The sequence below is a fragment of the Bradyrhizobium tropiciagri genome (assembly GCF_018130545.1).
Lineage (GTDB): Bacteria > Pseudomonadota > Alphaproteobacteria > Rhizobiales > Xanthobacteraceae > Bradyrhizobium > Bradyrhizobium tropiciagri_A.
Genome location: NZ_JAFCKF010000001.1, coordinates 750,695 through 772,601 on the forward strand (window position 1 = coordinate 750,695; position 21,907 = coordinate 772,601).

The following is a 21,907-nucleotide window of genomic DNA, read 5'->3' on the forward strand; positions in this document are numbered from 1 at the left end:
GATGAACATGATCCTTCCCACCGCCTCGATCTCGGCAACGCCCAACGGCACGACGCGGCCGCAGGTGCGCATCGTCATCGTCGGCCATGTCGATCACGGCAAGTCGACGCTGGTCGGACGCCTGCTGCATGAGACCGGCAGCCTGCCGGACGGCAAGCTGGAGATGCTGAAGGCGGTGAGCGCGCGGCGCGGCATGCCGTTCGAGTGGTCGTTCCTGCTCGACGCGCTGCAGACCGAGCGCGACCAGGGCATTACCATCGACACCACCCAGATCCGCTTCCGCACCCGCTCGCGCGACGTCGTGCTGATCGACGCACCCGGCCACGCCGAGTTCTTGCGCAACATGATCACCGGCGCCTCGCAGGCCGACGGCGCGGTCTTGATCATCGACGCGCTGGAAGGCGTGCGCGACCAGACCCGCCGCCACGGCTATCTCTTGCATCTGCTCGGCGTGAAGCAGGTCGCGATCGTCGTCAACAAGATGGACCGCGTCGATTTCAGCGCCGACCGCTTCAAGGAGATCAGCGACGAGATTTCGGCGCATCTGATCGGCCTCGGCGTGACGCCGACCGCGGTGATCCCGATCTCGGCGCGCGACGGCGATGGCGTTGCCGAGCGCACGCCGCGGATCGACTGGTACAAGGGCGCGACCGTGGTCGAGGCGCTCGATGCGCTGGAGCCGGCCCGCCCGCTGGTGGAGCTGCCGCTGCGGCTGCCGGTGCAGGCGATCTACAAATTCGACGACCGCCGCATCGTGGCGGGCCGCATCGAGTCCGGCAGCCTGAAGGCCGGCGACGAGATCGTCATCATGCCGACCGGCAAGATCGCCAGGATCAAGACGGTCGAGAGCTGGCCGGTGACGCCGCTGCACGGCCCGCACGGCGCCGGGCGCTCGGTCGGCATTACGCTCGACCGCGAATTGTTCCTCGAGCGCGGCGACATCATCGGACACTCCGGGCAGAGCCCGCGCGACACCCGCCGCATCCGCGCGCGGATCTTCTGGCTGCACGACAAGCCGCTGACCAAGGGCGAGCAGATCCTGATCCGGCTCGGCACCAAGGAAAGCCGCGCCACCGTGGTCGCGATCGAAAAGGCGGTCGACCCCGGCGCACTGTCCAACGAAGAGAACAGCGCGATCGCGCGCAACCATGTCGGCGAGATCGACATTTCGCTGGCGCAACCGGTCGCGACCGATCCCTACACCAACAATCCGCGCACCGGCCGCCTGGTGATCGAGGTCAACGGCCGCATCGCCGGCGGCGGCCTCGTGCTGTCGGTCGACGCCGGTCGGCCCGCGGTGCCGGTCGATATCGTGCCGGTGGAATCTGCGCTGCGCCCGGATGAACGCTCGGCGCGCTACCATCACAACGGCGCGGTGATCTGGCTGACCGGCCTGCCCGGCTCGGGCAAGTCGACTTTGGCTCGCGCGCTGGAACGGCGCCTGTTCGGCAATGGCGGCTCGCCGATCCTGCTCGATGGCGACACCGTCCGCGCCGGGCTGAACAGCGATCTCGGCTTCTCGCCGCAGGATCGTGCTGAAAATATCCGCCGCCTCGCCGAGGTCGCGACCCATCTGGCACGCAACGGCCATATCGCGATCGTCGCCGCGGTGTCGCCGTCGGCTGCCGACCGTGCCGCCGCCCGCCGCATCGCCGACAACGCGTTCCGCGAAGTCTATGTCGCGACGCCTGCCGAGGTCTGCGAGACCCGCGATCCCAAGGGCCATTACGCCAAGGCCCGCTCCGGCGGACTGCCGTCCTTCACCGGCATCACCAACGACTACCAGCCGCCGACCGGCAACGAACTGACCATCGACACCTCGAACCGCTCGGTGACTGAAGCCACCGACGAGATCGAGCGGATGCTGACCACCACCGGCATCCTGTTCGACGAGCTGACCGACCTCGCGGCGAATATCTGATCTTGCTCACCTGTCATCGCCCGGCTCCGACCGGGCGATCCGGTATTCCAGAGACAGCAGTTATTGAGCCGATGGGCCGCGGCGTACTGGATGCCCCGCTTGAAGCGGGGCATGACAGCAGAGTCACAACCGGTTCGATTGACGCCTATTCCGCCGCGCGTTGGCTTCCGATCGCGTGCCGCACCATCCCCGGCGATCGCCCGGTGACACGCTTGAACGCGCGGCTGAAGGCTGCCTGCGACGCATAGCCAAGCCGCTGCGCGATCAGGTCGATCGGCTGCCGCTCATGCTCGATCCACTGCGTCGCGAGGCGCATGCGCAGTTCGGCAAGATAGCGCAGCGGCGATTGCCCGGTCATTGACTGGAAGCGTTCGGCAAACAACGAGCGCGAGCAGCCTGCTTCCGCGGCCAATTCGGCCACCGTCCAGTTGCGGCCGGGCGCGCGGTGCAGCGCGCCGATAGCGCGACCGAGCCGCGGATCACGCAACGCCTCGAACCAACCGACGGCATTGTCGCCGCCGCGTTCAACCCAGCCTCGCACGATCGACGCGGCGAGCACATCGGCGAGCCGCGCGGTGACACCGACGGAGCCGGCCCGCGGCGTGCAGGTCTCTCGCTCCATCGCCTTCAGCATCGGTTCGATTTCCGGCTGGCGTGCCAGCAACGTGTCGGCCCGCATCACCTCCGGCATCAGCGCGATGAGCGGGCGCATGCCGCCAAGATCGAAATTCATGCAGGCGCTGAAGATCAGAACCGATTCGTCCTGCGGGCATCCTTCAGGGCAGGCCGATGTCACATCGACATTGCCGCAGAGCGTCTCGGTCTTGAAACGCTCGACGTCGCAACTCGGCTCGTCCGCGGCCGAGACGAGATCATGCGCGCCGCCGCGCGGCAGGAAGATCGCGTCACCGCATCCAAGCGGCAGCAACGTCGCATCGGCGTAGCGCAGCAGCGCCGTGCCATGGGCGACGAAGTGGAATTGTGCGCGGCCGTACGGCGTTTCAAAGCGTAACCCGAAGGGTGCCCTGGTCTGGAGCCGACGGTAGTAAACGCCCTCAAGCCTCATCCCGAGCAACAATTCGCTCACCAGATCGACGGCGGCATCGGTCGGATCGGCGACAGGCGATTTGGACGATCGATCAAACATTGGAGTGTTTGTGGCATAGATTGTCCAAAACCTCCAGCCTATGTCTGCGGCAACGCAGCATAGAAATGGAAGTTTTGGTCGATGGATCAAGAAGTGGACCCTGCTCTGGCGCACACCGATGTGGTTGCGCCGGTGCCGCGCGACGTCGCGCTTGAGCCGCTCCTCGCGAAAGAGCCCGCCTGGGGTGCGGTCGCCGCCATGATGCTGGGTGTCACCGCGCTTCTGACGGCGGAGTTCCTGCCGTCCGGATTGCTGACGCCGATGGCGAGGGATCTCGGCGTGAGTCCGGGGCTCGCCGGTCAGGCGGTGACGACGACCTCTCTCGCCGGCCTGGTGGGCGCGTTGTTCACACCGACACTGACACGCAACTTCAATCGAAAGCCGGTGCTGCTCAGTTTCGCTGTCCTTCTGGCGATCTCCAATCTGTTGGTGGCGCTGGCGCCGAACATCACCTTCCTGCTCACGGCGCGGATCGTGCTCGGGCTTGCCCTCGGCGGCTTTTGGGCGATGGCGGCTGCGACGACGATCAGACTGGTGCCGACGCCGCTGGTCCCACGCGCTCTGTCGATCGTGATGAGCGGCGTTCCTGCCGCCATGATCATTGCCGTGCCGCTTGGCAGCTATCTCGGCGAGGTGATGAGCTGGCGTGCCGTGTTCCTGCTGGCGACGGCATTTGCCGGACTCGTTTTCGTCGTGCAGGCATTGGTCTTGCCGCGTCTGGCTCCAAGGGGAGAAGCCGGGCTCGGCACCTTGATCGAGATCCTGTCACGGCCGGGGATCGGCGCCGGCATCCTGGCGGCAACCCTGGTCTTCACCGGACATTTCGCCTATTTCGGCTACATCCGTCCTTTCCTCGAAAACGTGACCGGGCTTAGCGCAGCCGGCGTCGCCGCGACGTTGCTCGCCTTCGGCGTCGCCAACTATCTCGGCTCCTTCGTGAGCGGCCTGCTGGCTGAGCGCAAACTCAAGCTCACGCTGATCGTAATGCCGCTGGCGATCAGCCTGGTCGGCCTGTTGCTTGCGGCTTACGGGAAGGACGTTGTGCCCGCTCTGGTGCTGGTCGCGCTCTGGGGCTTCGCCTTCAGCGGCGTGCCCGTGGCGACGACGACCTGGATCACCCGCATGGTGCCCGACGAGACTGAAAGCGGAACCGGAATGACCGTGGCGTCGATTTTCCTCGGCATCACCACGGGTGCGGCGGGCGGCGGGCTGGTCCTTGACCTGATGGGCGCTCCGGCCGTGTTCGTGGCGGGTGCAATTCCCCTGTTGCTCGCCGTGCTGCTGATTGCTGCCAAGGTGCGGACCAGGGCGCCCTGACCTCCCCGCCTGAAGGTAACGGGCGGGGCCTTCTCAGAGCCGTGGCTTTAAGGCTAAAAGGGCCGTGAACGCGGCCCTTTGGCGCGTTTTTTGCTGATTTCTTTCGAAAACAGCGCCTAAACGCCCCATTTCTTTGAGAAAGCCCATCATGACTCGTGTCGATGCCCATGGATTGAAGATCGCCCCTGTCCTGTTCGATTTCATCGCCAAGGAGGCGGCGCCGAAAACCGGGATCGCGCCGGACGCGTTCTGGGCAGGACTGGCCGCCATCCTCCAGAAGCTCGGCCCGAAGAACCGCGAACTGCTTGCGGTCCGCGACACCTTGCAGGCCAAGATCGACGACTGGCATCGCGCCAACAAGGGCAAGGCGTTCGACATCAACGCCTACACCGCGTTCCTCAAGGACATCGGCTATTTGCTGCCGGAGCCCGCGACCCACAAGGTCGAGACATCAAACGTCGACGAAGAAATTGGCAAGATTTGTGGCCCGCAGCTGGTGGTGCCGCTGACCAACGCCCGCTACGCGCTGAACGCCGCCAATGCGCGCTGGGGTTCGCTGTACGACGCCTTCTACGGCACCGACGCGATCCCGCATGATCCGAGCGAGAGCGGCAAAGGCTACAACAAGGCGCGCGGCGACAAGGTGATCGCGAAGGCGAAGGCGTTCCTCGATGCGGCCGTGCCGCTCGCGACCGGAAGCCACACCGACGTGACCTCCTACGCCGTGATCGCTGGCCAGCTCTCGGTCAAATTGAAGAGCGGCAATTCGACCGCGCTGAAGAACGGCGCGCAGTTTGCCGGCTATCTGGGCGATGCCGCCCAGCCGACCGCGATCCTGCTGGTCAACAACGGCATGCATGTCGAGGTCAAGATCGACCGCAGCAACGTCATCGGCAAGGACGATCCGGCCGGCGTTGCCGACATGATCCTGGAATCGGCGGTCTCCACCATTCTCGACATGGAAGACTCGGTCGCCGCGGTCGATGCCGAAGACAAGGTGCTGGTCTATCGCAACACGCTCGGCCTGATGAACGGCACGCTGTCGGCCGATTTCGACAAGGGCGGCAAGACGCTGACCCGTTCGCTCAATGCCGACCGCGTCTACAAGAAGCCCGACGGCAGCGAGCTGAAGCTGCACGGCCGCAGCCTGCTGTTGATGCGCAATGTCGGCCACCACATGTTCACCGACGCGGTGCTCGACGCCAAGGGCGAAGAGATCCCGGAAGGCATCCTGGACGCCGCGGTGGCAGGCCTGCTCGCGATCCACGACCTCAAGGGCAACTCCAAGGTCAAGAACAGCCGCACCGGCTCGGCCTATATCGTCAAGCCGAAGATGCACGGCCCCGACGAGGTGACGCTGACCTGCGACCTGTTCGCCGAAGTCGAGAAGATGCTCTCTCTGCCGGAGAACACGCTGAAGGTCGGCATCATGGACGAGGAGCGCCGCACCACGGTCAACCTCAAGGCCTGCATCCAGCGCGCCTCCAAGCGCATCATGTTCATCAACACCGGCTTCCTCGACCGCACCGGCGACGAGATCCACACCTCGATGGAAGCGGGCCCGATGATCCGCAAGAACGACATGAAGGCCCAGCCGTGGATCAAGGCCTATGAGGACTGGAACGTCGACAACGGCCTGATCGACGGCCTGCCCGGCCATGCCCAGATCGGCAAGGGCATGTGGGCCGCGCCCGACAAGATGGCCGACATGCTGGCACAGAAGATCGGCCATCCGCAGGCCGGCGCCACCACCGCCTGGGTGCCGTCACCGACCGCGGCCACGCTGCACGCCCTGCACTATCACCAGGTCAACGTGACAGCCCGGCAGCAGGAGCTCGCCAAGGGCGGACCGCGAGCAAAGCTCTCCGACATCCTCACCATTCCGGTTTCGCAGTCGAACTGGGCGCCGGATGACGTCAAGCAGGAGATCGACAACAACTGCCAGGGCATTCTCGGCTACGTCGTGCGCTGGATCGACCAGGGCGTCGGCTGCTCCAAGGTGCCCGACATCCACGATGTCGGCCTGATGGAAGACCGCGCGACCTTGCGCATCTCGAGCCAGCATCTGGCCAACTGGCTGCATCAGGGCGTCATCAGCAAGGATCAGGTGATGGAGTCGCTGAAGCGCATGGCTGTTGTCGTCGACAAGCAGAACGCCGGCGACTCGCTCTACAAGCCGATGGCGCCGTCATTCGATGGCGTGGCCTTCAAGGCGGCCTGCGACCTCGTGTTCGAGGGCCGCACGCAGCCGAACGGCTACACCGAATACATCCTCACCGCGCGCCGCCGCGAGGCCAAGGCCGCGGGTTGATCCACGAGCGATCGCAGCGACAAGCAAAAGCCCCGGCGACGAGCCGGGGCTTTTTTGTTGGAGGTGCACTGCTGCCAGTCCACGTCATTGCGAGCGGAGCGAAGCAATCCATCTCGCTACTCGCGGAAGCATGGATTGCTTTGTCGCGGAGCCTGTCATCGCGCCGCGCTTGGCGCGGACCCGTTGGCTCCTCGCAATGACCATCTCAGAAGACGGCTAGATACTTCAGCAGCGAGACGATGCCGATGATGATCACGACGACGCGCGCGATCTGCTTGGCGCGGCCGTCGAGCGGCAGCATGTTGATGAGATAAAGAACAAGAATAATGACAAGGAAAGTGACGAGTACGCCGACGAGCATGCGGGGCCCCCTGATGGCATCGGTGAATGTGCTGTTCGCGCGTTGCTAACGTGCGAGCGGGAGACCTGTTCCAGACACCGGAACCGAAAGTGGCCGGCCTCGCGGGCGCAACGCTACTCGCGGGCCAGCACAGGGGCACGCTCATATTTGGCGCGGACCCGCTCCGGCGCAGGCGTGAAATTGAGAGATGCCCCGCGCCGGTCCGGACGGCCGACCGACATCAAGCCATCCTTGCCGGCGACGATGTCGCCCTTGCGCAAGGTCGGATCGTCCTCGATCTTCACCGCTGCCAAGCCAACCGGATCCTTGCCGTTGCAGGTGCAGCCCGAGACGATCGCGTCGCGATAGCGGAATGCGTTCGGTAGTTCGGAATAGGGCCTGCCGTCTTCCGTCGCGGCGTTGTCGATGTTGCCGCCATAGACCACTTCGGTCGCGCTGGCTGGGCAGAAGCTGTTGCAGCTCTCCGCCTTGCTCTGGTTGCCGGTCGCGGCCAGCGGGAAGTAGCGACCGTCGCAAGTCCGCACGCAATAGGCCTGCCCGCCGTCATAGCGCGCGCGACGCTCGGCCCGCGGCACAGGTGCCGGGCCGTCGTCGAACGGCACCCGGATCATCGGTGGACGGCCCTGCATGAGGCCGCCGAACAATTGCGAGAAGAAATCCTGGGCTTGCGCAGGGGGCGCCAGGGACAGGCCGAGCAATGCCGCCGTCCCGAACGCCCACCGCCTCGCGTATCGCTTTGCCATCACCGACCCTCAGTACGACGCCGATCGTCAGTACAACGACGAAGTCGCCGGGATGTTCATCGCCTGACGGCCGGACGGCAGCGTCATGACAGCGGGCCGCGGTTGCACCGGCGCCGGGCGGACCGAGATCTGCGTCGCGACCGGGCCGAGTTCGCGCGCGGCGAGATGCGGCGCGTTCTTCGGCAGCACCACGACCTTGGTACCGACATCGACCCGGCTAAACAGGTCGGAAACGTCCTCATTGGTCAGGCGGATACAACCCGACGACACGAACTTGCCGATCGTCGTGGGATCGTTGGTGCCGTGGATGCGGTACTCGCTGGAGCCGAGATACATCGCGCGCGCGCCGAGCGGGTTGCCCGGGCCGCCGGCCATGAAGCGAGGCAGATAAGGCTGGCGCTTGATCATCTCGGCCGGCGGAAGCCAGTCCGGCCACTCCGCCTTGCGGCTGATCGTCTGGGTGCCGGCCCAGGTGAAACCTTCGCGGCCGACGCCGACGCCATAGCGGATCGCCCGGCCGCCGCCGAGCACGTAATAGAGCGCGGTGTTGCCGGTATCGATGATGATGGTGCCGGGCGCCTCTGAGGTATTGAGCGCGACCGTGGTGCGGCGCAGCCGCTCCGGCAGCGCGCCATCCTCGGTGGCTTCAGTCGAGGGATCGGTCATTGCCTCGTCGGACGGGAATGCGCCCGGCTGCGTCGACGCATAGCCGAGCGCGGCAGAAGACACCTGGGCGCTGGCCGGCGTGGTGACAATGAACGGCGTCACGAGCAGGACGCCGGCGAAAACAAGAGTGCGGGCATGGGTGCGCGCAACGCGCGACGCAAGCCGGCGGCTGGAGAGAGACGGATGTGTCATGTGCTGCCCCTGGACGGGATGCGCATCGTGGTGATGCGATGCCAGGCCAACGCGCATGACCGCCAGACAGTTCCGCCGCGAATCGTCTCGAAACCGCGATTGTCAACCCACCGCATCTCACGAACCCGCGATGGAACCTTTGCTGGGACAACGCCGTTGTCACGCGCAATTTGACACGAAATTCATTTGTCCTCGTGCGGGAGGAATCTGGTGCGCGCCTTTCCGGGTGAACGTCTGCTTGGCAACGCGCCCCAAGGCACGCCCCTCCCGGACAGCAAAGCGGATATGCCGCCGGTGATCAGCCGCGCCGAGGTCGTCGCCTTCGCGCTGGTGGCGCTGCTCGTTATTGTCATCGTCGGCGTGCTCTATCTGGCGCGCGCCTTCTTCCTCCCGATCACCATGGCTTTCATCGTCGGCACCATGCTGTCGCCGGCCGCAGGCCTGCTCGAGCGTTACCGGATTCCACGCGCGCTCGGCGCGGTGCTGATCGTGATCGCGGTCGGCGCCGCCGTCGCCTTCATGGTCGGGCTGTTTGCCTCGCCCGTCATCGAATGGAGCTCGCGGCTACCCGAACTCGGCGCGCTCCTGAAGGAGAAGCTGCACGTATTCGACCGGCCACTCGCACTGTGGCAGGAGCTGCAGAGCATGGTCGGCGGCTCCGATACGCTCGCCAGCATCCAGATGCCGAAATTCGAATGGGTGCAGCCGGCGCTGGAATTCCTGTCGCCGACCTTCGCCGAATTCCTGCTGTTCATCGCCACCCTGATCCTGTTCATCGCAAGCTGGAAGGATCTGCGCCGCGCGCTGGTGATGACCTTCAGCGAACGCGAGGCGCGGCTGCGCACGCTGCGTATCCTCAACGAGCTCGAGGTCCATCTCGGCAACTACCTGCTGACGGTGACCATGATCAATGCCGGCGTCGGCATCGTCACCGGCGTGATCTGCGCAGTGACGGGCATGCCGAATCCGGCCGGGCTCGGCGCGCTCGCCGCGACGCTGAACTTCATTCCGATCATCGGCCCGGTCGCGATGTTCGTGGTGTTGGTGGTGGTCGGCATCATCTCCTCGCCGACGATCGGCGCGGGGCTGATTGCGGCGGCCTGTTTTGCCGTCGTGACCTTCATGGAGGGACATTTCGTGACGCCGACGATCGTCGGCCGCCGCCTGTCGCTGAATGCGCTCGCCGTGTTCCTCGCGCTCGCATTCTGGACCTGGCTGTGGGGGCCGATGGGCGCCTTTCTCTCGTCACCGCTGCTGATCGTAGCGTTGATCGTGAAAGAGCATTTGATGCCGGTCAATTCGCCGCAGCTGCCCGAGGGGTAACCACAGTTTCGCATCTGGAACTTTGCCTGATGCGAGGCGTTTTTCCAGCAACACGCGAATGATGCGGGAGCCTTCGATGTCGAGCACGGACAGCGCATTTGGGATCAAGAACATGACGGACAAAGCGACCTACGAACGCCTGGAAAAGGATGTCACCGCCGTGAAGAACGACATTGCAGCCCTGACCGAGCAGATCACCGACGCGCTGAATTCGTTTGCGAGCAATGCGGGCAAGCAGGCCCGCCGCCGCTACAAGGAAGCGCGCGCCAATGCGGAAGATACGCTCGACGACATGTCGGAGCGCAGCAGCGCGATGATGGGCGCGGCGCAGGACGCCGCCTCCTCGATCGAAGAGACGCTGGAGGACGTCATCACGCAGCGGCCGCTGGCGACCGTCGGCCTCGCGCTCGGCCTCGGCTTTTTGATCGGCCTCACCTGGCGGCGCTAGGCAACCAACCCATCCATCCCTGAGACATGGTGGCGATCATGCGCAAACCACCGTTCTGGACCAGATGGCAGCGCTGGCGCGCTGCCGCCTCGTTTGTCGATGCGCTGTTCAAGGCAAGAAGCAAAACAAGATTCAAAGCAAGGCTGGTCAATGCTTCAGCGGCTGATCGATGACGTCAAGCAATCCACCGGCAACACGCTGCGGCTGACGTCGCTGGCGGCGGCTGCCGCGATCGCGCTGTTCATCACTCTCGCCTTCCTGTGTGCGGCCGCCTTCGTCTATGTGCTGCAGCACTACGGGCCGGTGGAAGCCTGCCTGTCCGGCGCAGCATTGTTCCTGGTCGTCACGTTGATCGCCATTGCCGTGTACATGGCGCGCAAGCGCGAGATGCAGCGGCGTGCGGAGAAAGCGGCCAAGGCCGCGAAATCGGCCGCGGCGACCATGTTCGCCGATCCGGCCTTGATCGCCACCGGATTGCAGATCGTTCGCGCCGTCGGCGTGAAGCGGCTGGTCCCGATCCTCGTGGTCGGCGGCCTCGCGCTCGGCCTGATGGCCAGCCGCGGTGCTGCCGGCAAAGACGAGGCGGAGGAAGAGTAACGTCCTCACCGTCATTCCGGGGCTCGCGAAGCGAGGGCCCGGAATCCATCGGGCCACGCATCTTGCGGCTAAATGGATTCCGGGCTCGCGCCAAGTGGCGCGCCTCGGAATGACGGTGAGATAATTGGTGTCCTCAAGTCACGCAGCGGCCGGGCTGCAGCAGCTTGGCCACTTCGGTCAGGACGCTGACCACGGGCTCGCAGGCCACCTTGCGGGTATCGCCGGGGCGGGCCCGGGCGGGCGCTGCGGGGTGATTGCGGGCCTCTTCCCGTGCCACGGGAACGCGGACCAGAACCGACGTGTCGGGCAGTCGATCGAGCTTCAGCGCCACGGTCCGGCTCGGCAGGGCGGCCGCCGGAACCACGGCACGATCGGTCTTGGCGGCGCGGTTGACGGCGAGCTCCGGCGCCAATGTGGTCGTAACCTGCTGGCCGCCAATGAGATCGTGGCCGGATGCCAGCTGAACCGCGCCGAGCGTCAAGCCAACCGCCAACGCAGCGAAAATTCCCTGTTGAATCTTTGACATGGTGATGTCCCTCGCCCCATGGAAATTCCCGTTGGCGATCACGGACACAACGCGAACGAAACCTGTGGGGTTCTCGCGTCCGGCCATCACTTAACCGTGTACGAAATAATTTCGAATCGCGCGGAACGAGTCCGGGGGGATGCGAGTCATGCAAGGAGCCGGTTATTCCCCCTGCCCCATTGACCGGCGACGTAGGGCGCGACCGTGGTGATGCCGGTCGCGCCCTGCTCTTTTTTGGCGATGCTTTTCTAAGGTTGCCGCGAACCATGCGTCAGCCGGACTGTCACGCACCTGTCGCACCGGGCATCACGCGAAGGAGCAGTCCGCTCGCTGCCGAGAGGACCGCCTGCTTCAGGCGTTGTCGCTTGTCGGGGTGTCCTGGGATCGAACAACCGTCACCTCACGGCATGACGGGCAGCGACCGACGTGAAACTTGATTCCGGTCGTCTGGTCGTCGACGAGCATCAGTTCGCTCAAGGGCTCGCCGCATTTGCACGTGACGGTTTTCTTATCGGCAAAATACATCAGACGTCCTCCATAAGCCTGGAGATTTCATCTCGTCATTGGGGCGAGCCCGATTGCCGTGCTCGCCCCCTCGCTTTCGCTCCTTCTTGGTCTTTCAGGTCCCGGCAATCCGGACGGTGGCTATGGCTCCCGGCGCTTATTTCGCAGCGGCCTTGCGGGATTCCGCGGCTTCGCGCGCCTGCCGCTCGGCCTTGAGGCGCTGGAAATTGTCGTAGAACGCCTTCTCGTTGGCGCGATGCTCTTGCATCGCCTGCGACGCCTCTTGCTGACGCTGCGCGTCACGGACCCTGCGCTGCTGGGGAGTCAAATTCATACGGCACTCCGATAAACTATTGAATCGGCGATGGATTCAACGCACGATCTGGCAAAAAGTTGCACCAGGATTGAGGCTTCCGGCAGCGGGCAGGCTTGCCCGGCCTATTTGCGCAGGCTGGCCCAGACGCCGCCGAGGATCAAAAGACCGCCGATCAGATGGATCAGCTTCGGCGGCTCGCCGAGGATCAGCCAGGACAGCAAGGCGCTCGCGATCGGCGCGACATAGAGCACCAGCGACGTCCGCACCGAGCCGAAGCGTGCGCCGAGCCAGGCAAAGCCGGCATAGGCGGCGAGACCCGGGACCAGGCCCGCGAAGACATAGGCCTCGAATGCCCTGGCGTTGAACACCGCCGCCGGCGTCGCCCACATCTCCTGCAGCGCCGGCGGCAGCGAGCACAGCGCGCCGGCCGCCGAGAACAGGCTGACCCGCGCCAGCAACGAGGCACGCGGCGCGACGCGCGATTGCACCAGCGTGTAGCCGGACCAGCCGAGCATCGCGCCCACCACCAGGAGATCGCCCCAGGCCGCGCTCGACTGCGTCAGCGCTTCCAGATGGCCGCCTGAGACGATCAGCAGCGCGCCGGCGAGCGCGAGCGCCGTGCCGAGCCATTGCAGCGGACCGATATGCTCGATGCCGAGCGCCGCCGAAATCAGCAGCACCATGATCGGCGACAGCGCGAAGATCAGCGCGATATGGATCGCTGTGGTGGTGATCCCGGCGATGTAGACCGGGCCGCCGCACAGGAACATGCCGAGGAAGCCGGCGGCGAGGATCGGCCAGAAATTCTGCGCCAGCGGGATCTTGCCGTCGCGGATCGCCGCGATCGCAAACGGCGCCAGGCCGATGGCGATGATGCTCCAGCGGAAGAAGGCCAGTGAGAACGGCGGCACCGAGCCGGCAAGGCCGCGCGCCAGCACCTGGTTCGACGCCTGCCCGACCGCGACCAGGATGAAGCCGGTCAGCGCGACCGCGTCCTCCCAGCCCGTCGCCGGGCGGCCCGCCTGCACCTTCGGCAGCTCCGCATCCATGACACCGCCCCCTCAGCCGGTGCGCCCTTGCACGCGCGCCCTACTGCTCCGCCGCCTCCCGCTCCATATCGCGGCCGGACATGTCCTCGCCCTGCATGTTGGCATATTCGCGCGCCATCTCGCGCATCAGGAATTTCGCGGGCACGTCGTGATAGGTGCCGTGGTCGTTGACATACTGCATGTAGGCGCGGCCTTCGCCATCGAAGGGATGCAGCAGCGCGTCCGAATGGCCGTCGAAATCGAGCGGCGCAACGCCGAGCTTGGCGCACAGCGTGTCGTTGAAGGTCGGCGTCGCCTTGCGCCAGGCGCCGTCGACGAACACTTCGGTGAAGCCGTGCCAGGTGAACAGGTCCGAGCCCATGCTCTGGCGCAGCTTCTCGGTGGTGAGGTGGTTGCGGACGTCTGCGAAGCCGACCCGGGCCGGGATGCCGTGGACCCGGCAGGCCGCCGCATAGAGCGCCGCCTTGCCGACACAGTAGCCATTGCCGGCGGCGAGCACGCTGGAGGCGCGATAGCTCTCCGGCGAGCGCATGCTGACATAGGGATTGTAGCGGATGCCGTCGCGCACCGCGGTGTAGAGGCGGCTCGCGATCTCGCGCGCGCTGGCGTTGGCCGGCACGGCCGCGCGGGCGAACGCCTCGACGGCGGGGTGGTCGCTGTCGACATATTCGCCGGGGTCGGTGTAGAGGCGGCTGATCGTGTCAGGGAGATGCTCGGTCATGGCGCAAGCTTAGCAAGCCATGGACGCAGTTCAATGCGGCACGCACAGCCGCATTGCAGGGCTGCCGCTCAGTTCTTGAAGTGTTCGTCCAACTGCGGCGGGCGGTAGCTGCGCCGCTTCGCCTTGAAATATTCGCGTGCGAAATGGATGCCGATCCCGATCAGGAACGGCGGGGCAAGCGCGGCAGCGATCATCAGCGCGGTGATCGACTTCGGCGTCAGGATGTCCAGCACCATCGACGCCAGCAGCCACAGCGTGGCAGCAATCACCGCGACGTCGACATGCTTCATTCCCCGCTCTTTCCCTTGGTCGATCCGGGTTCCATCCTACCGGCTGGCCCCGCGCGCGCCAAGGATTCCGGCGGCAAACGATACCTGTGGCCCTTCACTTTTTGGAACGGCGCTCGCGCAGCCCACGTTGGTCAGCAGCGACCAGACGAGGAGGCTACGATGGGCAACTCCAGTGACATCCACAACGGCGTCGACCATCCCGCCAGCCGGAACGGCGTCAACGACCCGGTCGACGGGGTCGACGTGAAGCGGACGTTCGACGACAACCAGACGCCGCACGAACGCGCGCAATGGGCCGCCGATGTCCGTGCCGACGCCTCGCCCCGGAGCGAGGAAGCGTTCCTTCCCGAAGCGCTGCGTCGGCCGCCGACCGCACCGTTGAACCCGCGCACCGGCCGCCATCCCACCGGCTAGCTGGAGCCGCCGCAGGGGCGCCGTCAAAATATCGAAAAACAACCCCATGCAAAGTAGCCGGCGGCGGCCGGCGTTCGAACCAGGCGACTTGACATGTCGGGCAACTCAGAGGCATTCTTCTAATATTCCGAAATATTGAAGACCATCAAGCCGCCAGCGCCCGCACCAGCAAGAGGCCGCCGAACAGCGCCAGGATCGAGAGCGCGACGGAGGCTGCGATATAGGCGCCGGCGGACAACAGCTCGCCCCGTTGCATCAGCACGATCGCATCGAGCGAGAAGGTCGAGAAGGTCGTGAAGCCGCCGCAGATGCCGACGGTGAGAAACACCCGCACCGCCTGGCTGACATTCCAGCTCAGCGCAAACGATTCCGCGAACACGCCGATCAGGAACGAGCCGACGATATTGATCGCCAGCGTGCCCCAGGGAAAATCCGTGCCGACCAGGCGCCCCGCGCCGATCGCCACCAGATAGCGCGCGACCGATCCCAGCGAGCCGCCGATCGCGACCGCCGCCAACAATTGAACGTTCAATTTCTCACCCTTCCTGCTCGCCACTCGGCGATACCGACCAGCATCCCAACAACAAAAGTCGCGGCCACCGGCTCACCCGGCGCGTCGACCAGCAGGGCGACGACACCGACGAGCCAGATCGACCCGACCAGCGACAATGCGATTGAGAGTGAACCAGGAAGACCCGTCATGCTCTGCCCCCTTCTCATTCGCAGGGCACGTGCAGCGGGTCGGCAGTGGCGCATGCTCCTACCGACGCTGTCGCGCCCGGTAGGAGTCATCAGCCTTGCGGCGGTTATCGGGGGACTCCATCCCCATCAACATGGAGATGGTAGGCGAGCGGAACGGCGGGAGCAAGTGGGCGTCCCACCGCTCCGGTGTTGGTTCATGTGCTGGTCGACAGCATCGCGCTGAGCTCGACGGCTGTCTTCAGCTGCTCGATACGCGCGACGATCTGCTCGCGCGCGACGCCGCGCGGCAGCTGCGCGAGCTTGCTTTCGAGCCGCACGCGGTGCTCCTCGAGCCGCTGCTCGAACGTATGGGGCTCAGACCGTTTCCGCCTCTGAATCGTCTTCTGCATCATGCACCTTTGGTGGTTGCAGACCGGGACTATTGGCCCAGCGGTCCAGTTGATCGATGACCCGAGCGTGGCTCGCGCGCCGCGGTTCCGGCGCTCTCGGCTCCTCGGATAGCTTGCGGGGCAGCTTGACCTGGTTAGCCATGGCATCTCTCCCGCAATATAACGGAACAGGCAGCCGACCGTTCCAAATTTTTTATCTAAGTCATTGATTTCATTTGATAATATTACTCATTAGGCGATTTCATCTCAACCTATGGAACCGAATACGAGTTTGTTCGTTTAGCAAATTACTCAATTCACTAAGTCTGGGCATTTGACGATGAACGAGTTGCGTGCCGAACGATTGCAAGTGATGTTGTCGCCCGAGGAACTGGCTGCCCTCGATGATTTCCGCTTCAAGCACCGCATGCCGACCCGCGCTGCGGCGGTCCGCGAGCTGCTCAAGCTCGGCCTGGCCGGCGTCGGCACTGACGCCGCTGCGGGGGTGAAGTCCAGCGATTACGGGGTGTTCAATCGTGGGCCTGAGGGGCACACGCAGGGGGACGACGCGCCGGACGACAAGTAACGGCGCGTTAGCGTTGGTCGCGATTCAGCCGGCGACGAAGAGGTCCACGACCGCCTTCAGGGTGCAGACCACGAGCGCCGACGTGAACATCGCCGTGCCGAGATCTGCGAGGTAAAGCAGCTGCGCCTTCTGCTCGGCATCGAGCCGCGCGATCGCCTTGCGCATGGCCAAGCTCCCTTTTCAGGAGAACGCGTTTCGCGAATGTCGGTTCCGTCGGTCGCCGGCTCAGGTCCGCTGCAGCGCCAGCGTCACGCCGCCGAGCGTCAGCACCATGGCACCGATCTCGCGCAGCCCTAAGGGTTCGCCGAGGATGATTGCGGCCGACACCACGCCGATCACAGGCACCAGCAGCATGCCCGTCGACGCCGATGTCGGCGGCAGGCGGCGCAAGGTCTCGAACCAGGTGAGGTAGCAGATGCCCATCGGCATCAGCGTCATGTAGGCGAAGCAGCCGAGGCCGAGCGGCGTGATCGCGGTATAGTTCGGATGCTCGAACAGAATGCCGAGTAGCAGCATCACGAGACAGCCGATGCCGACCTGCCAGGCGACCACTGCGAGCGGCGGCATCGGCAGCGGCTTGCGGTTCAGCACATTGCCGAGCGCGAACAGGATGGCGCAGGCGAGCGCCAGCGCAATGCCGGTGAGCTTGTCGGCGCTGAACGCAAAGCCACCTCCGCCGAGCAGCAGCGCAACACCGGCGACGCCGAGCAGCAGCGCCGCACAATCCCGCAATGTCGGGCGACTGTGCAGCACCGGCCAGGCGAACAGCATCGCCCAGATCGGCATGGTGTAGGCGAGCAACGCGCCCTCACCGACCGTGACGAATTTCATCGCGATGGTACCAAAACCCATCCAGGCGAAGACATTGGTGAAGGAGGCGAACAACAGCCGGGGGATCGCCTCGCGCGGCACGGCGAGCGACTGCCCGCGGGCCAGCGCCAACGAGCCCAGGATCACTGCCGCGCAGGTGCCGGCCAGCCCGCGGGCGAACAGCGGCGGCCATTGCTGCAGCAGCAGCTTCATCAGCGGCCAGTTCAGCGCCCAGCCGAAGGCTGTCACCACCAGGCAGAGAAAGCCGATCGTTCGGTCGCGTTGCGTCGATTCCATCGGCCGCGCTTAGCAGGCGGCGGCGCGTGATTCCACTTCGCATCACGCATGCGCACCGCCCTGTCAGGCAAAGGTGCCGGTTGTGATCTTTGGCCAGCCCTCGCTTTTCCGCGCGGCGGCAAGTCTGCTGGTCCAGGCATCGACCAGGCTTGCGATCAGAAGGCGGCCGGTGCCGCGCATGTCGGGCAGCTTCATGGTCGGCGTGCCGAGCGTCAGCGCGACCACGCCATGGATCGCCGCCAGCAGCGCGGTTGCCAGCCGCTGCGGCAGGCCCGGCGCCGGCTCGGCGCCATGTGCGGCGAGATACTCCCGCACCGAGATCACGAACAGCTCGTAGCTGCGGCGCGCGATCTCGGTCTCGCCGAAATAGACACCGTCGGGAAAGCGGCGGTCCTCGACCGTACCGGACATCGAGAACAGCGAACGGAAGTGATCGGGATTATCGGCCCAGTAGTCGAGATAGGTCTCCATCACCCGCCGCAGCCGCAGATCGCTGTCGGCGGTCTGCGTGCGGACCCGTTCGAGCCGTTCGGCAACCGCCTCGAGATTCTGCTGCTTCACCGCGAGCAGCAGGAGCAGCTTGGTCGGATAATATTTGAGGACGGTGCCCTTCGAGTAGCCGATCGCGTCGGCGATCTTCTGGATCGAGACGGTCTCGAGCGTGCCGGCGGCGAACTCCTTGCGCGCGGTCTCGAGGATCAACGCCTTCAGCGCCTCCTTGTCAGCCTCCTGACGCGCCCTGCGCTGAAAGCGCCGCCCGCCGCCCTTGCTGGATCGCCCCTCGATCGACATGGCCGTGTCCTAAAGCATGATCCGGAAAAGTGTGAAGCGGTTTTCCCTCGCGACAAACGCGGAACGCGTTTGCGCGGAGATCATGCTCAAACAAGAAAACCTGAAGCGCGACGGGGATCCAACCTGATCTCGTCGCGCTTTAGAGCGTTTTCCGTTCCGATGGAATCGAAACGAGCCCCTCTTGCCATACGCCAGTTAAATGACTATGGTCAATTAACTTATCACAAGACGGGAGGATGAAATGAGCGCGCATGCGAGCCCCCTTGCCGCCGACATTGTCCGCAGCGATTTCGATCCGTTCAGCCCGGCGACGCGGGCCGATCCCTACGGCACCTATGCGGAGCTGCGCGCTGCTGCGCCGGTCGTGCGCCTGACGAAATACGACATCTGGGCGGTGCCGCGCTTTGCCGAGGTCAAGACGATCTTCGGCGACCACAGCAATTTCAGTAACGCCGGCGGCGCCGGGCTTGCCAACCACTTCAAGGACAAGCCGTGGCGGCCACCGAGCATCATCTTGGAAGCCGATCCGCCGCTGCATACGCGGACCCGCGCGGTGCTGGCGCGGGTGCTGTCGCCCGGCGCGATGCGCAAGCTTGCCGATGACTTCAAGGCGACGGCCGTGCGGCTGATCGACGGGCTGGTCGAACGCGGCTCGTTCGATGCCATCAAGGACATCGCGGAGGTGTTTCCGGTCAGCGTGTTTCCCGACGCGCTCGGCATCGACCAGGAGGGCCGCGAGAATTTCCTGACCTACGGCGCGATGGTGTTCGCCGGCTTCGGGCCCGAGAACGACTATTTCCGCGCGTTGATGAAAGAGGCGCCGCGCGTGCTGCCCTGGGTCGCGGCGCGCTGCCAGCGCGATGCGCTGCGCCCGGGCAGCTTCGGCGCGCAGGTCTATGAAGCGGCTGACGCCGGCGAGATCAGTGCGGAGGAAGCGCCGCTCCTGGTGCGTTCGCTGCTCTCGGCCGGGCTCGACACCACGATCAGCGCCATCGGCATGGCGCTGTACACGCTCGCGCGCCATCCGGAGCAGTGGGCATTGCTGGCCGCCGACCCGTCGCTTGCGCGCGCGGCGTTCGACGAGACGCTGCGCTTCGATTCACCGGCGCCATTCGTGTTCCGCACCACGCCGCACGACACCGAGATCGCCGGCGTGACGATCGGCAAGCACGAGAAGGTGCTGCTGCTGCTCGCGTCCGCCAATCGCGACGAGACGCGCTGGGAGCATCCCGACCGGTTCGACATCACGCGGCGGCTGTCCGGGCACCTGGGCTTCGGCGTCGGCGTCCATGGCTGCGTCGGACAGATGGTGGCGCGGCTGGAGGCGGAGGCCGTGATCGCAGCGCTCGCGAGCCGCGTGAAGCGGTTCGACATTGGGGGCCCGACAGCCTTCCGCGACAGCTCGGGCCTGCGCGCGCTCAGCACGCTGCCGGTCCGCGTTACGCCGAAATAGCTTCGCAACTCCTCAAGAAAGAACCGGCGTACCTTTCGGCACGCCGGCTGGATTTTGCCCTCTTGCGTAAGCTCAGATCATGCCGACGCCGCGCGCGGCGTGCGATTGCGCGAGTTGCGCTGGAAGAACAGCGCCTGGCTCGCCACCGCCGACACCATCGCCGGCTGGAACGGCTTTGAGATCAGGAACGCCGGCTCCGGCCGCTCGCCGGTCAGGAAGCGCTCCGGGTAGGCCGTGATGAACACCACCGGCACCTCGAAGGTGCGCAGCAGCTCGTTCACGGCGTCGAGGCCCGACGATCCGTCGGCGAGCTGGATGTCGGCGAGGATCAGGCCGGGCTTCTTGTTCTTGGCGAGCGCCACCGCGTCGGAATGCGTGCGCGCGACGCCGATGACGTTGTGGCCGAGATTCTTCACCAGGCTTTCGAGGTCCATGGCGATGAAGGTCTCGTCCTCGATGATCAGGACGTCGGTGGCGATCTCGGCGGCCATCTCTCGGCCGGCGGCATCGGTCAGCTTGCGCGTCTCGGCGATATCGGTGCCGAGAATGTAGCCGACCTCCTCCTCCGAAAAGCCTTCCAGCGACAGCAGCAGGAAGGCCTGCCGCGGCAGCGGCGTGATGTTGGAGAGCCGGCGCTCCGGCGGCAGCGACAGCGTCGCCACGTCTTCGTTGTCGTTGTTGTTCACCGACACCGAATTCCAGATCTGGGTGAACAGCCGAAACAGGCCGGCGCGCGGGCCGTGCGTCTGGTCCAGCAATGATCCATCCTGCAGCAGGGCCTCGAGCATGGCCCCGACATAGGCGTCCCCCGACGCCTGGTTTCCGGTCAGCGCGCGAGCGTAACGGCGCAACAGCGGAAGGTGTTCGGCAACGATCTGCGATCGGGACATTCCCACTCCATCCTTGTTCGTGAGGCCTTGCGGCCTGAAACCCGTATTCTGGGGCGGCGTACCAATTTGGGGCGACCCCGGTTCCCCTGCATGGCCGACTACGCGCGAGCGCCGAAAAAGTTCCGCGAAATAGTTCCCGGCTTCCGGAACTTTATCCGCAACTTCGCATTAGCTCGTGACCGACGAGGCAACGCGGCCAGCCTCTTATTTCGAGGAAACATCTTGGAAATCAGAGACTTAACTCCCGGGGAAGCGTGGATCAGATCATGAAGGAAGTAAAGAAGCAGGGCGGTCTCAACGCCGAGATTCAGTCGAGAATCGGCCACCAGCTGCGCGCCATGTACGATGACGTGGTGCGGCAGGGGGTGCCCGACCGCTTTGCGGAGCTGATCCGCAAACTCGACGGACCCGAGGCCGCCGCGGCGGCCGTGGCCGGGGGCGATACCGACAAGAACAATGGAGGGGACTAATGCCTCTCACGAATGAACTTCGCGACGATATTCTTGCGTCGGTCCCGAGCCTGCGCGCGTTCGCGATCTCGCTGTCCGGTAATGGTGACCGCGCCGACGATCTGGTGCAGGAGACCCTGCTGCGCGCGATCGCCAATATCGACTCGTTCCAGCCGGGTTCGAACCTGCCCGCGTGGCTGTTCACGATCCTGCGCAACCTGTTTCGCTCCGACTATCGGAAGCGGCGGCGCGAGGTGGAGGACGCCGAGGGCAACTATGCCAAGACGCTGAAGAGCCAGCCGTCGCAGGCGGCGCATCTGGAGTTCGAGGAATTCCGCACTGCGCTCGAAAAGCTGCCGCAGGACCAGCGCGAAGCGTTGATCCTGGTCGGCGCCTCCGGCTTCTCCTACGAGGATGCCGCGGCAATCTGCGGCTGCGCGGTCGGCACCATCAAGAGCCGCGTCAACCGTGCGCGATCGAAGCTCTCCGCGCTGCTCTATGTCGACAGTGCCGAGGATTTCGGCCCCGACAACACCGTGCGCGCCGTGATCGGCGGCAATGGCGGCTAAGCGAACCGCGCCATGAATAAGCGAAAGGCGGCCCCGATCGGGCCGCCTTTTTTGATTGGGAGAGCATGTCACGTTGACGCGATCGCCAGACGCGCTGTCCTTGCGCCCGCTTTAAAGCGCGATGAGATTTGGCTGAATCGTCATC

At 65.1% G+C, this 21,907-nt stretch carries 29 protein-coding genes and 1 riboswitch; of the genes, 11 read left to right on the forward strand and 18 right to left on the reverse strand.

Annotated elements, in window-relative coordinates; genetic code table 11:
• Position 1: 1 nt before the first annotated feature.
• Positions 2 to 1,921, forward strand: coding sequence for an adenylyl-sulfate kinase (cysC, locus tag JQ616_RS03650; protein WP_212012306.1), 1,920 nt, complete (start codon positions 2 to 4; stop codon positions 1,919 to 1,921).
• 145 nt (positions 1,922 to 2,066) lie between these two features.
• Here the strand turns inward: cysC and JQ616_RS03655 are convergent, their stop codons facing one another.
• Positions 2,067 to 3,182, reverse strand: a complete 1,116-nt coding sequence (locus JQ616_RS03655) for an AraC family transcriptional regulator (RefSeq protein ID WP_349629943.1) — start codon at positions 3,180 to 3,182, stop codon at positions 2,067 to 2,069.
• On the opposite strand from JQ616_RS03655, the gene JQ616_RS03660 reads away from it, so the two are divergent.
• Together JQ616_RS03660 and JQ616_RS03665 are read left to right on the forward strand one after the other, a co-directional pair.
• Positions 3,162 to 4,385 (forward strand): MFS transporter, encoded by a 1,224-nt coding sequence (locus tag JQ616_RS03660; protein WP_349629944.1) that lies wholly within the window; start codon positions 3,162 to 3,164, stop codon positions 4,383 to 4,385. The two genes, JQ616_RS03655 and JQ616_RS03660, sit on opposite strands and share 21 nt — an antisense overlap.
• Before the next feature lie 148 nt (positions 4,386 to 4,533).
• Positions 4,534 to 6,696, forward strand: a complete 2,163-nt coding sequence (locus JQ616_RS03665; protein WP_212012309.1) for a malate synthase G — start codon at positions 4,534 to 4,536, stop codon at positions 6,694 to 6,696.
• A gap of 205 nt (positions 6,697 to 6,901) precedes the next feature.
• Here the strand turns inward: JQ616_RS03665 and JQ616_RS03670 are convergent, their stop codons facing one another.
• The 3 genes from JQ616_RS03670 to JQ616_RS03680 form a co-directional block, all read right to left on the reverse strand.
• Positions 6,902 to 7,057: a Thivi_2564 family membrane protein gene (locus JQ616_RS03670; RefSeq protein WP_021076357.1), complete on the reverse strand. Its 156-nt coding sequence runs from the start codon at positions 7,055 to 7,057 to the stop codon at positions 6,902 to 6,904.
• 113 nt (positions 7,058 to 7,170) lie between these two features.
• A complete protein-coding gene (locus tag JQ616_RS03675) occupies positions 7,171 to 7,800 on the reverse strand; it encodes a DUF2865 domain-containing protein (protein WP_212012310.1) in 630 nt (209 codons plus the stop codon).
• A 27-nt stretch (positions 7,801 to 7,827) separates the two neighbouring features.
• Positions 7,828 to 8,658: a L,D-transpeptidase gene (locus JQ616_RS03680; RefSeq protein WP_212012311.1), complete on the reverse strand. Its 831-nt coding sequence runs from the start codon at positions 8,656 to 8,658 to the stop codon at positions 7,828 to 7,830.
• A 210-nt stretch (positions 8,659 to 8,868) separates the two neighbouring features.
• Here JQ616_RS03680 and JQ616_RS03685 point away from each other — a divergent pair, with 210 nt between their 5' ends.
• From JQ616_RS03685 to JQ616_RS03695, 3 genes are all read left to right on the forward strand, one after another.
• Positions 8,869 to 9,981, forward strand: a complete 1,113-nt coding sequence (locus JQ616_RS03685; RefSeq protein ID WP_212012312.1) for an AI-2E family transporter — start codon at positions 8,869 to 8,871, stop codon at positions 9,979 to 9,981.
• A gap of 76 nt (positions 9,982 to 10,057) precedes the next feature.
• Positions 10,058 to 10,429: a DUF883 family protein gene (locus tag JQ616_RS03690; protein WP_212012313.1), complete on the forward strand. Its 372-nt coding sequence runs from the start codon at positions 10,058 to 10,060 to the stop codon at positions 10,427 to 10,429.
• 150 nt (positions 10,430 to 10,579) lie between these two features.
• On the forward strand, positions 10,580 to 11,026 hold the full coding sequence (locus tag JQ616_RS03695; protein WP_212012314.1) for a hypothetical protein: 447 nt from the start codon (positions 10,580 to 10,582) through the stop codon (positions 11,024 to 11,026).
• 133 nt (positions 11,027 to 11,159) lie between these two features.
• On the opposite strand, the gene JQ616_RS03700 is transcribed toward JQ616_RS03695, so the two are convergent.
• The 6 genes from JQ616_RS03700 to JQ616_RS03725 all read right to left on the reverse strand — a co-directional run bounded on the left by JQ616_RS03700 (position 11,160) and on the right by JQ616_RS03725 (position 14,432).
• The gene (locus JQ616_RS03700) at positions 11,160 to 11,552 is read right to left on the reverse strand and encodes a hypothetical protein (RefSeq protein WP_212012316.1); all 393 of its coding nucleotides are present in this window, start codon (positions 11,550 to 11,552) and stop codon (positions 11,160 to 11,162) included.
• 351 nt (positions 11,553 to 11,903) lie between these two features.
• Positions 11,904 to 12,077, reverse strand: a complete 174-nt coding sequence (locus JQ616_RS03705; RefSeq protein WP_212012318.1) for a hypothetical protein — start codon at positions 12,075 to 12,077, stop codon at positions 11,904 to 11,906.
• A gap of 136 nt (positions 12,078 to 12,213) precedes the next feature.
• Positions 12,214 to 12,390: a hypothetical protein gene (locus tag JQ616_RS03710; protein ID WP_212012319.1), complete on the reverse strand. Its 177-nt coding sequence runs from the start codon at positions 12,388 to 12,390 to the stop codon at positions 12,214 to 12,216.
• 104 nt (positions 12,391 to 12,494) lie between these two features.
• The gene (locus JQ616_RS03715) at positions 12,495 to 13,421 is read right to left on the reverse strand and encodes a DMT family transporter (protein ID WP_212012320.1); all 927 of its coding nucleotides are present in this window, start codon (positions 13,419 to 13,421) and stop codon (positions 12,495 to 12,497) included.
• 40 nt (positions 13,422 to 13,461) lie between these two features.
• On the reverse strand, positions 13,462 to 14,142 hold the full coding sequence (locus JQ616_RS03720; RefSeq protein ID WP_212012321.1) for a transglutaminase-like domain-containing protein: 681 nt from the start codon (positions 14,140 to 14,142) through the stop codon (positions 13,462 to 13,464).
• A 68-nt stretch (positions 14,143 to 14,210) separates the two neighbouring features.
• Positions 14,211 to 14,432, reverse strand: a complete 222-nt coding sequence (locus JQ616_RS03725) for a hypothetical protein (RefSeq protein ID WP_050628302.1) — start codon at positions 14,430 to 14,432, stop codon at positions 14,211 to 14,213.
• A gap of 159 nt (positions 14,433 to 14,591) precedes the next feature.
• On the opposite strand from JQ616_RS03725, the gene JQ616_RS03730 reads away from it, so the two are divergent.
• On the forward strand, positions 14,592 to 14,846 hold the full coding sequence (locus JQ616_RS03730) for a hypothetical protein (protein ID WP_212012322.1): 255 nt from the start codon (positions 14,592 to 14,594) through the stop codon (positions 14,844 to 14,846).
• 145 nt (positions 14,847 to 14,991) lie between these two features.
• Here JQ616_RS03730 and crcB read toward each other — a convergent pair whose 3' ends face one another.
• The 4 genes from crcB to JQ616_RS03750 all read right to left on the reverse strand — a co-directional run bounded on the left by crcB (position 14,992) and on the right by JQ616_RS03750 (position 16,079).
• Positions 14,992 to 15,378 (reverse strand): fluoride efflux transporter CrcB, encoded by a 387-nt coding sequence (crcB, locus tag JQ616_RS03735; protein ID WP_212012323.1) that lies wholly within the window; start codon positions 15,376 to 15,378, stop codon positions 14,992 to 14,994.
• Complete coding sequence (locus JQ616_RS03740; protein ID WP_212013172.1) at positions 15,375 to 15,548, reverse strand: hypothetical protein; 174 nt, start codon at positions 15,546 to 15,548, stop codon at positions 15,375 to 15,377. The genes crcB and JQ616_RS03740 overlap by 4 nt, the downstream gene beginning before the upstream one ends.
• Before the next feature lie 73 nt (positions 15,549 to 15,621).
• A riboswitch (Fluoride riboswitch) is annotated at positions 15,622 to 15,682 on the reverse strand.
• A 60-nt stretch (positions 15,683 to 15,742) separates the two neighbouring features.
• Positions 15,743 to 15,865: a hypothetical protein gene (locus JQ616_RS39615; protein WP_283812601.1), complete on the reverse strand. Its 123-nt coding sequence runs from the start codon at positions 15,863 to 15,865 to the stop codon at positions 15,743 to 15,745.
• A 37-nt stretch (positions 15,866 to 15,902) separates the two neighbouring features.
• Complete coding sequence (locus JQ616_RS03750; RefSeq protein ID WP_212012326.1) at positions 15,903 to 16,079, reverse strand: hypothetical protein; 177 nt, start codon at positions 16,077 to 16,079, stop codon at positions 15,903 to 15,905.
• A 177-nt stretch (positions 16,080 to 16,256) separates the two neighbouring features.
• On the opposite strand from JQ616_RS03750, the gene JQ616_RS03755 reads away from it, so the two are divergent.
• Positions 16,257 to 16,502, forward strand: a complete 246-nt coding sequence (locus JQ616_RS03755) for a hypothetical protein (RefSeq protein WP_212012328.1) — start codon at positions 16,257 to 16,259, stop codon at positions 16,500 to 16,502.
• A gap of 24 nt (positions 16,503 to 16,526) precedes the next feature.
• Here JQ616_RS03755 and JQ616_RS03760 read toward each other — a convergent pair whose 3' ends face one another.
• From JQ616_RS03760 to JQ616_RS03770, 3 genes are all read right to left on the reverse strand, one after another.
• Positions 16,527 to 16,667 carry a hypothetical protein gene (locus tag JQ616_RS03760; protein WP_173643732.1) on the reverse strand — a complete coding sequence of 47 codons (141 nt, stop codon included), beginning with the start codon at positions 16,665 to 16,667 and terminating at the stop codon, positions 16,527 to 16,529.
• Between the two features lie 60 nt (positions 16,668 to 16,727).
• A complete protein-coding gene (locus tag JQ616_RS03765; RefSeq protein WP_212012330.1) occupies positions 16,728 to 17,609 on the reverse strand; it encodes a DMT family transporter in 882 nt (293 codons plus the stop codon).
• Positions 17,610 to 17,672: 63 nt separating this feature from the next.
• Complete coding sequence (locus tag JQ616_RS03770; RefSeq protein ID WP_212012332.1) at positions 17,673 to 18,401, reverse strand: TetR/AcrR family transcriptional regulator; 729 nt, start codon at positions 18,399 to 18,401, stop codon at positions 17,673 to 17,675.
• A gap of 241 nt (positions 18,402 to 18,642) precedes the next feature.
• Here JQ616_RS03770 and JQ616_RS03775 point away from each other — a divergent pair, with 241 nt between their 5' ends.
• Entirely contained in the window at positions 18,643 to 19,854 is a 1,212-nt protein-coding gene (locus tag JQ616_RS03775; protein WP_212012334.1) for a cytochrome P450, read from the forward strand.
• 77 nt (positions 19,855 to 19,931) lie between these two features.
• On the opposite strand, the gene JQ616_RS03780 is transcribed toward JQ616_RS03775, so the two are convergent.
• Positions 19,932 to 20,744 carry a response regulator gene (locus JQ616_RS03780; RefSeq protein ID WP_212012335.1) on the reverse strand — a complete coding sequence of 271 codons (813 nt, stop codon included), beginning with the start codon at positions 20,742 to 20,744 and terminating at the stop codon, positions 19,932 to 19,934.
• 266 nt (positions 20,745 to 21,010) lie between these two features.
• Between JQ616_RS03780 and JQ616_RS03785 the strand changes: the two genes are divergently transcribed.
• Positions 21,011 to 21,214: a NepR family anti-sigma factor gene (locus tag JQ616_RS03785; RefSeq protein WP_018269610.1), complete on the forward strand. Its 204-nt coding sequence runs from the start codon at positions 21,011 to 21,013 to the stop codon at positions 21,212 to 21,214.
• A complete protein-coding gene (locus JQ616_RS03790) occupies positions 21,214 to 21,762 on the forward strand; it encodes a sigma-70 family RNA polymerase sigma factor (protein WP_024581885.1) in 549 nt (182 codons plus the stop codon). Before JQ616_RS03785 ends, JQ616_RS03790 begins: the two co-directional genes overlap by 1 nt.
• The last annotated feature ends 145 nt before the right edge of the window (positions 21,763 to 21,907 follow it).

Excerpts from the sequence above, each read along its gene's own strand:
- cysC (WP_212012306.1), top strand. The coding sequence starts at position 2 with ATGAACATGATCCTTCCCACCGCCTCGATCTCGGCAACGCCCAACGGC.
- JQ616_RS03665 (WP_212012309.1), top strand. The coding sequence starts at position 4,534 with ATGACTCGTGTCGATGCCCATGGATTGAAGATCGCCCCTGTCCTGTTC.
- JQ616_RS03670 (WP_021076357.1), bottom strand. The coding sequence starts at position 7,057 with ATGCTCGTCGGCGTACTCGTCACTTTCCTTGTCATTATTCTTGTTCTT.
- JQ616_RS03675 (WP_212012310.1), bottom strand. The coding sequence starts at position 7,800 with ATGGCAAAGCGATACGCGAGGCGGTGGGCGTTCGGGACGGCGGCATTG.
- JQ616_RS03680 (WP_212012311.1), bottom strand. The coding sequence starts at position 8,658 with ATGACACATCCGTCTCTCTCCAGCCGCCGGCTTGCGTCGCGCGTTGCG.
- JQ616_RS03690 (WP_212012313.1), top strand. The coding sequence starts at position 10,058 with ATGTCGAGCACGGACAGCGCATTTGGGATCAAGAACATGACGGACAAA.
- JQ616_RS03695 (WP_212012314.1), top strand. The coding sequence starts at position 10,580 with ATGCTTCAGCGGCTGATCGATGACGTCAAGCAATCCACCGGCAACACG.
- JQ616_RS03700 (WP_212012316.1), bottom strand. The coding sequence starts at position 11,552 with ATGTCAAAGATTCAACAGGGAATTTTCGCTGCGTTGGCGGTTGGCTTG.
- JQ616_RS03705 (WP_212012318.1), bottom strand. The coding sequence starts at position 12,077 with ATGTATTTTGCCGATAAGAAAACCGTCACGTGCAAATGCGGCGAGCCC.
- JQ616_RS03710 (WP_212012319.1), bottom strand. The coding sequence starts at position 12,390 with ATGAATTTGACTCCCCAGCAGCGCAGGGTCCGTGACGCGCAGCGTCAG.
- JQ616_RS03715 (WP_212012320.1), bottom strand. The coding sequence starts at position 13,421 with ATGGATGCGGAGCTGCCGAAGGTGCAGGCGGGCCGCCCGGCGACGGGC.
- JQ616_RS03720 (WP_212012321.1), bottom strand. The coding sequence starts at position 14,142 with ATGACCGAGCATCTCCCTGACACGATCAGCCGCCTCTACACCGACCCC.
- JQ616_RS03725 (WP_050628302.1), bottom strand. The coding sequence starts at position 14,432 with ATGAAGCATGTCGACGTCGCGGTGATTGCTGCCACGCTGTGGCTGCTG.
- JQ616_RS03730 (WP_212012322.1), top strand. The coding sequence starts at position 14,592 with ATGGGCAACTCCAGTGACATCCACAACGGCGTCGACCATCCCGCCAGC.
- JQ616_RS03740 (WP_212013172.1), bottom strand. The coding sequence starts at position 15,548 with ATGACGGGTCTTCCTGGTTCACTCTCAATCGCATTGTCGCTGGTCGGG.
- JQ616_RS03750 (WP_212012326.1), bottom strand. The coding sequence starts at position 16,079 with ATGGCTAACCAGGTCAAGCTGCCCCGCAAGCTATCCGAGGAGCCGAGA.
- JQ616_RS03755 (WP_212012328.1), top strand. The coding sequence starts at position 16,257 with ATGAACGAGTTGCGTGCCGAACGATTGCAAGTGATGTTGTCGCCCGAG.
- JQ616_RS03760 (WP_173643732.1), bottom strand. The coding sequence starts at position 16,667 with ATGCGCAAGGCGATCGCGCGGCTCGATGCCGAGCAGAAGGCGCAGCTG.
- JQ616_RS03765 (WP_212012330.1), bottom strand. The coding sequence starts at position 17,609 with ATGGAATCGACGCAACGCGACCGAACGATCGGCTTTCTCTGCCTGGTG.
- JQ616_RS03770 (WP_212012332.1), bottom strand. The coding sequence starts at position 18,401 with ATGTCGATCGAGGGGCGATCCAGCAAGGGCGGCGGGCGGCGCTTTCAG.
- JQ616_RS03775 (WP_212012334.1), top strand. The coding sequence starts at position 18,643 with ATGAGCGCGCATGCGAGCCCCCTTGCCGCCGACATTGTCCGCAGCGAT.
- JQ616_RS03780 (WP_212012335.1), bottom strand. The coding sequence starts at position 20,744 with ATGTCCCGATCGCAGATCGTTGCCGAACACCTTCCGCTGTTGCGCCGT.
- JQ616_RS03785 (WP_018269610.1), top strand. The coding sequence starts at position 21,011 with ATGAAGGAAGTAAAGAAGCAGGGCGGTCTCAACGCCGAGATTCAGTCG.
- JQ616_RS03790 (WP_024581885.1), top strand. The coding sequence starts at position 21,214 with ATGCCTCTCACGAATGAACTTCGCGACGATATTCTTGCGTCGGTCCCG.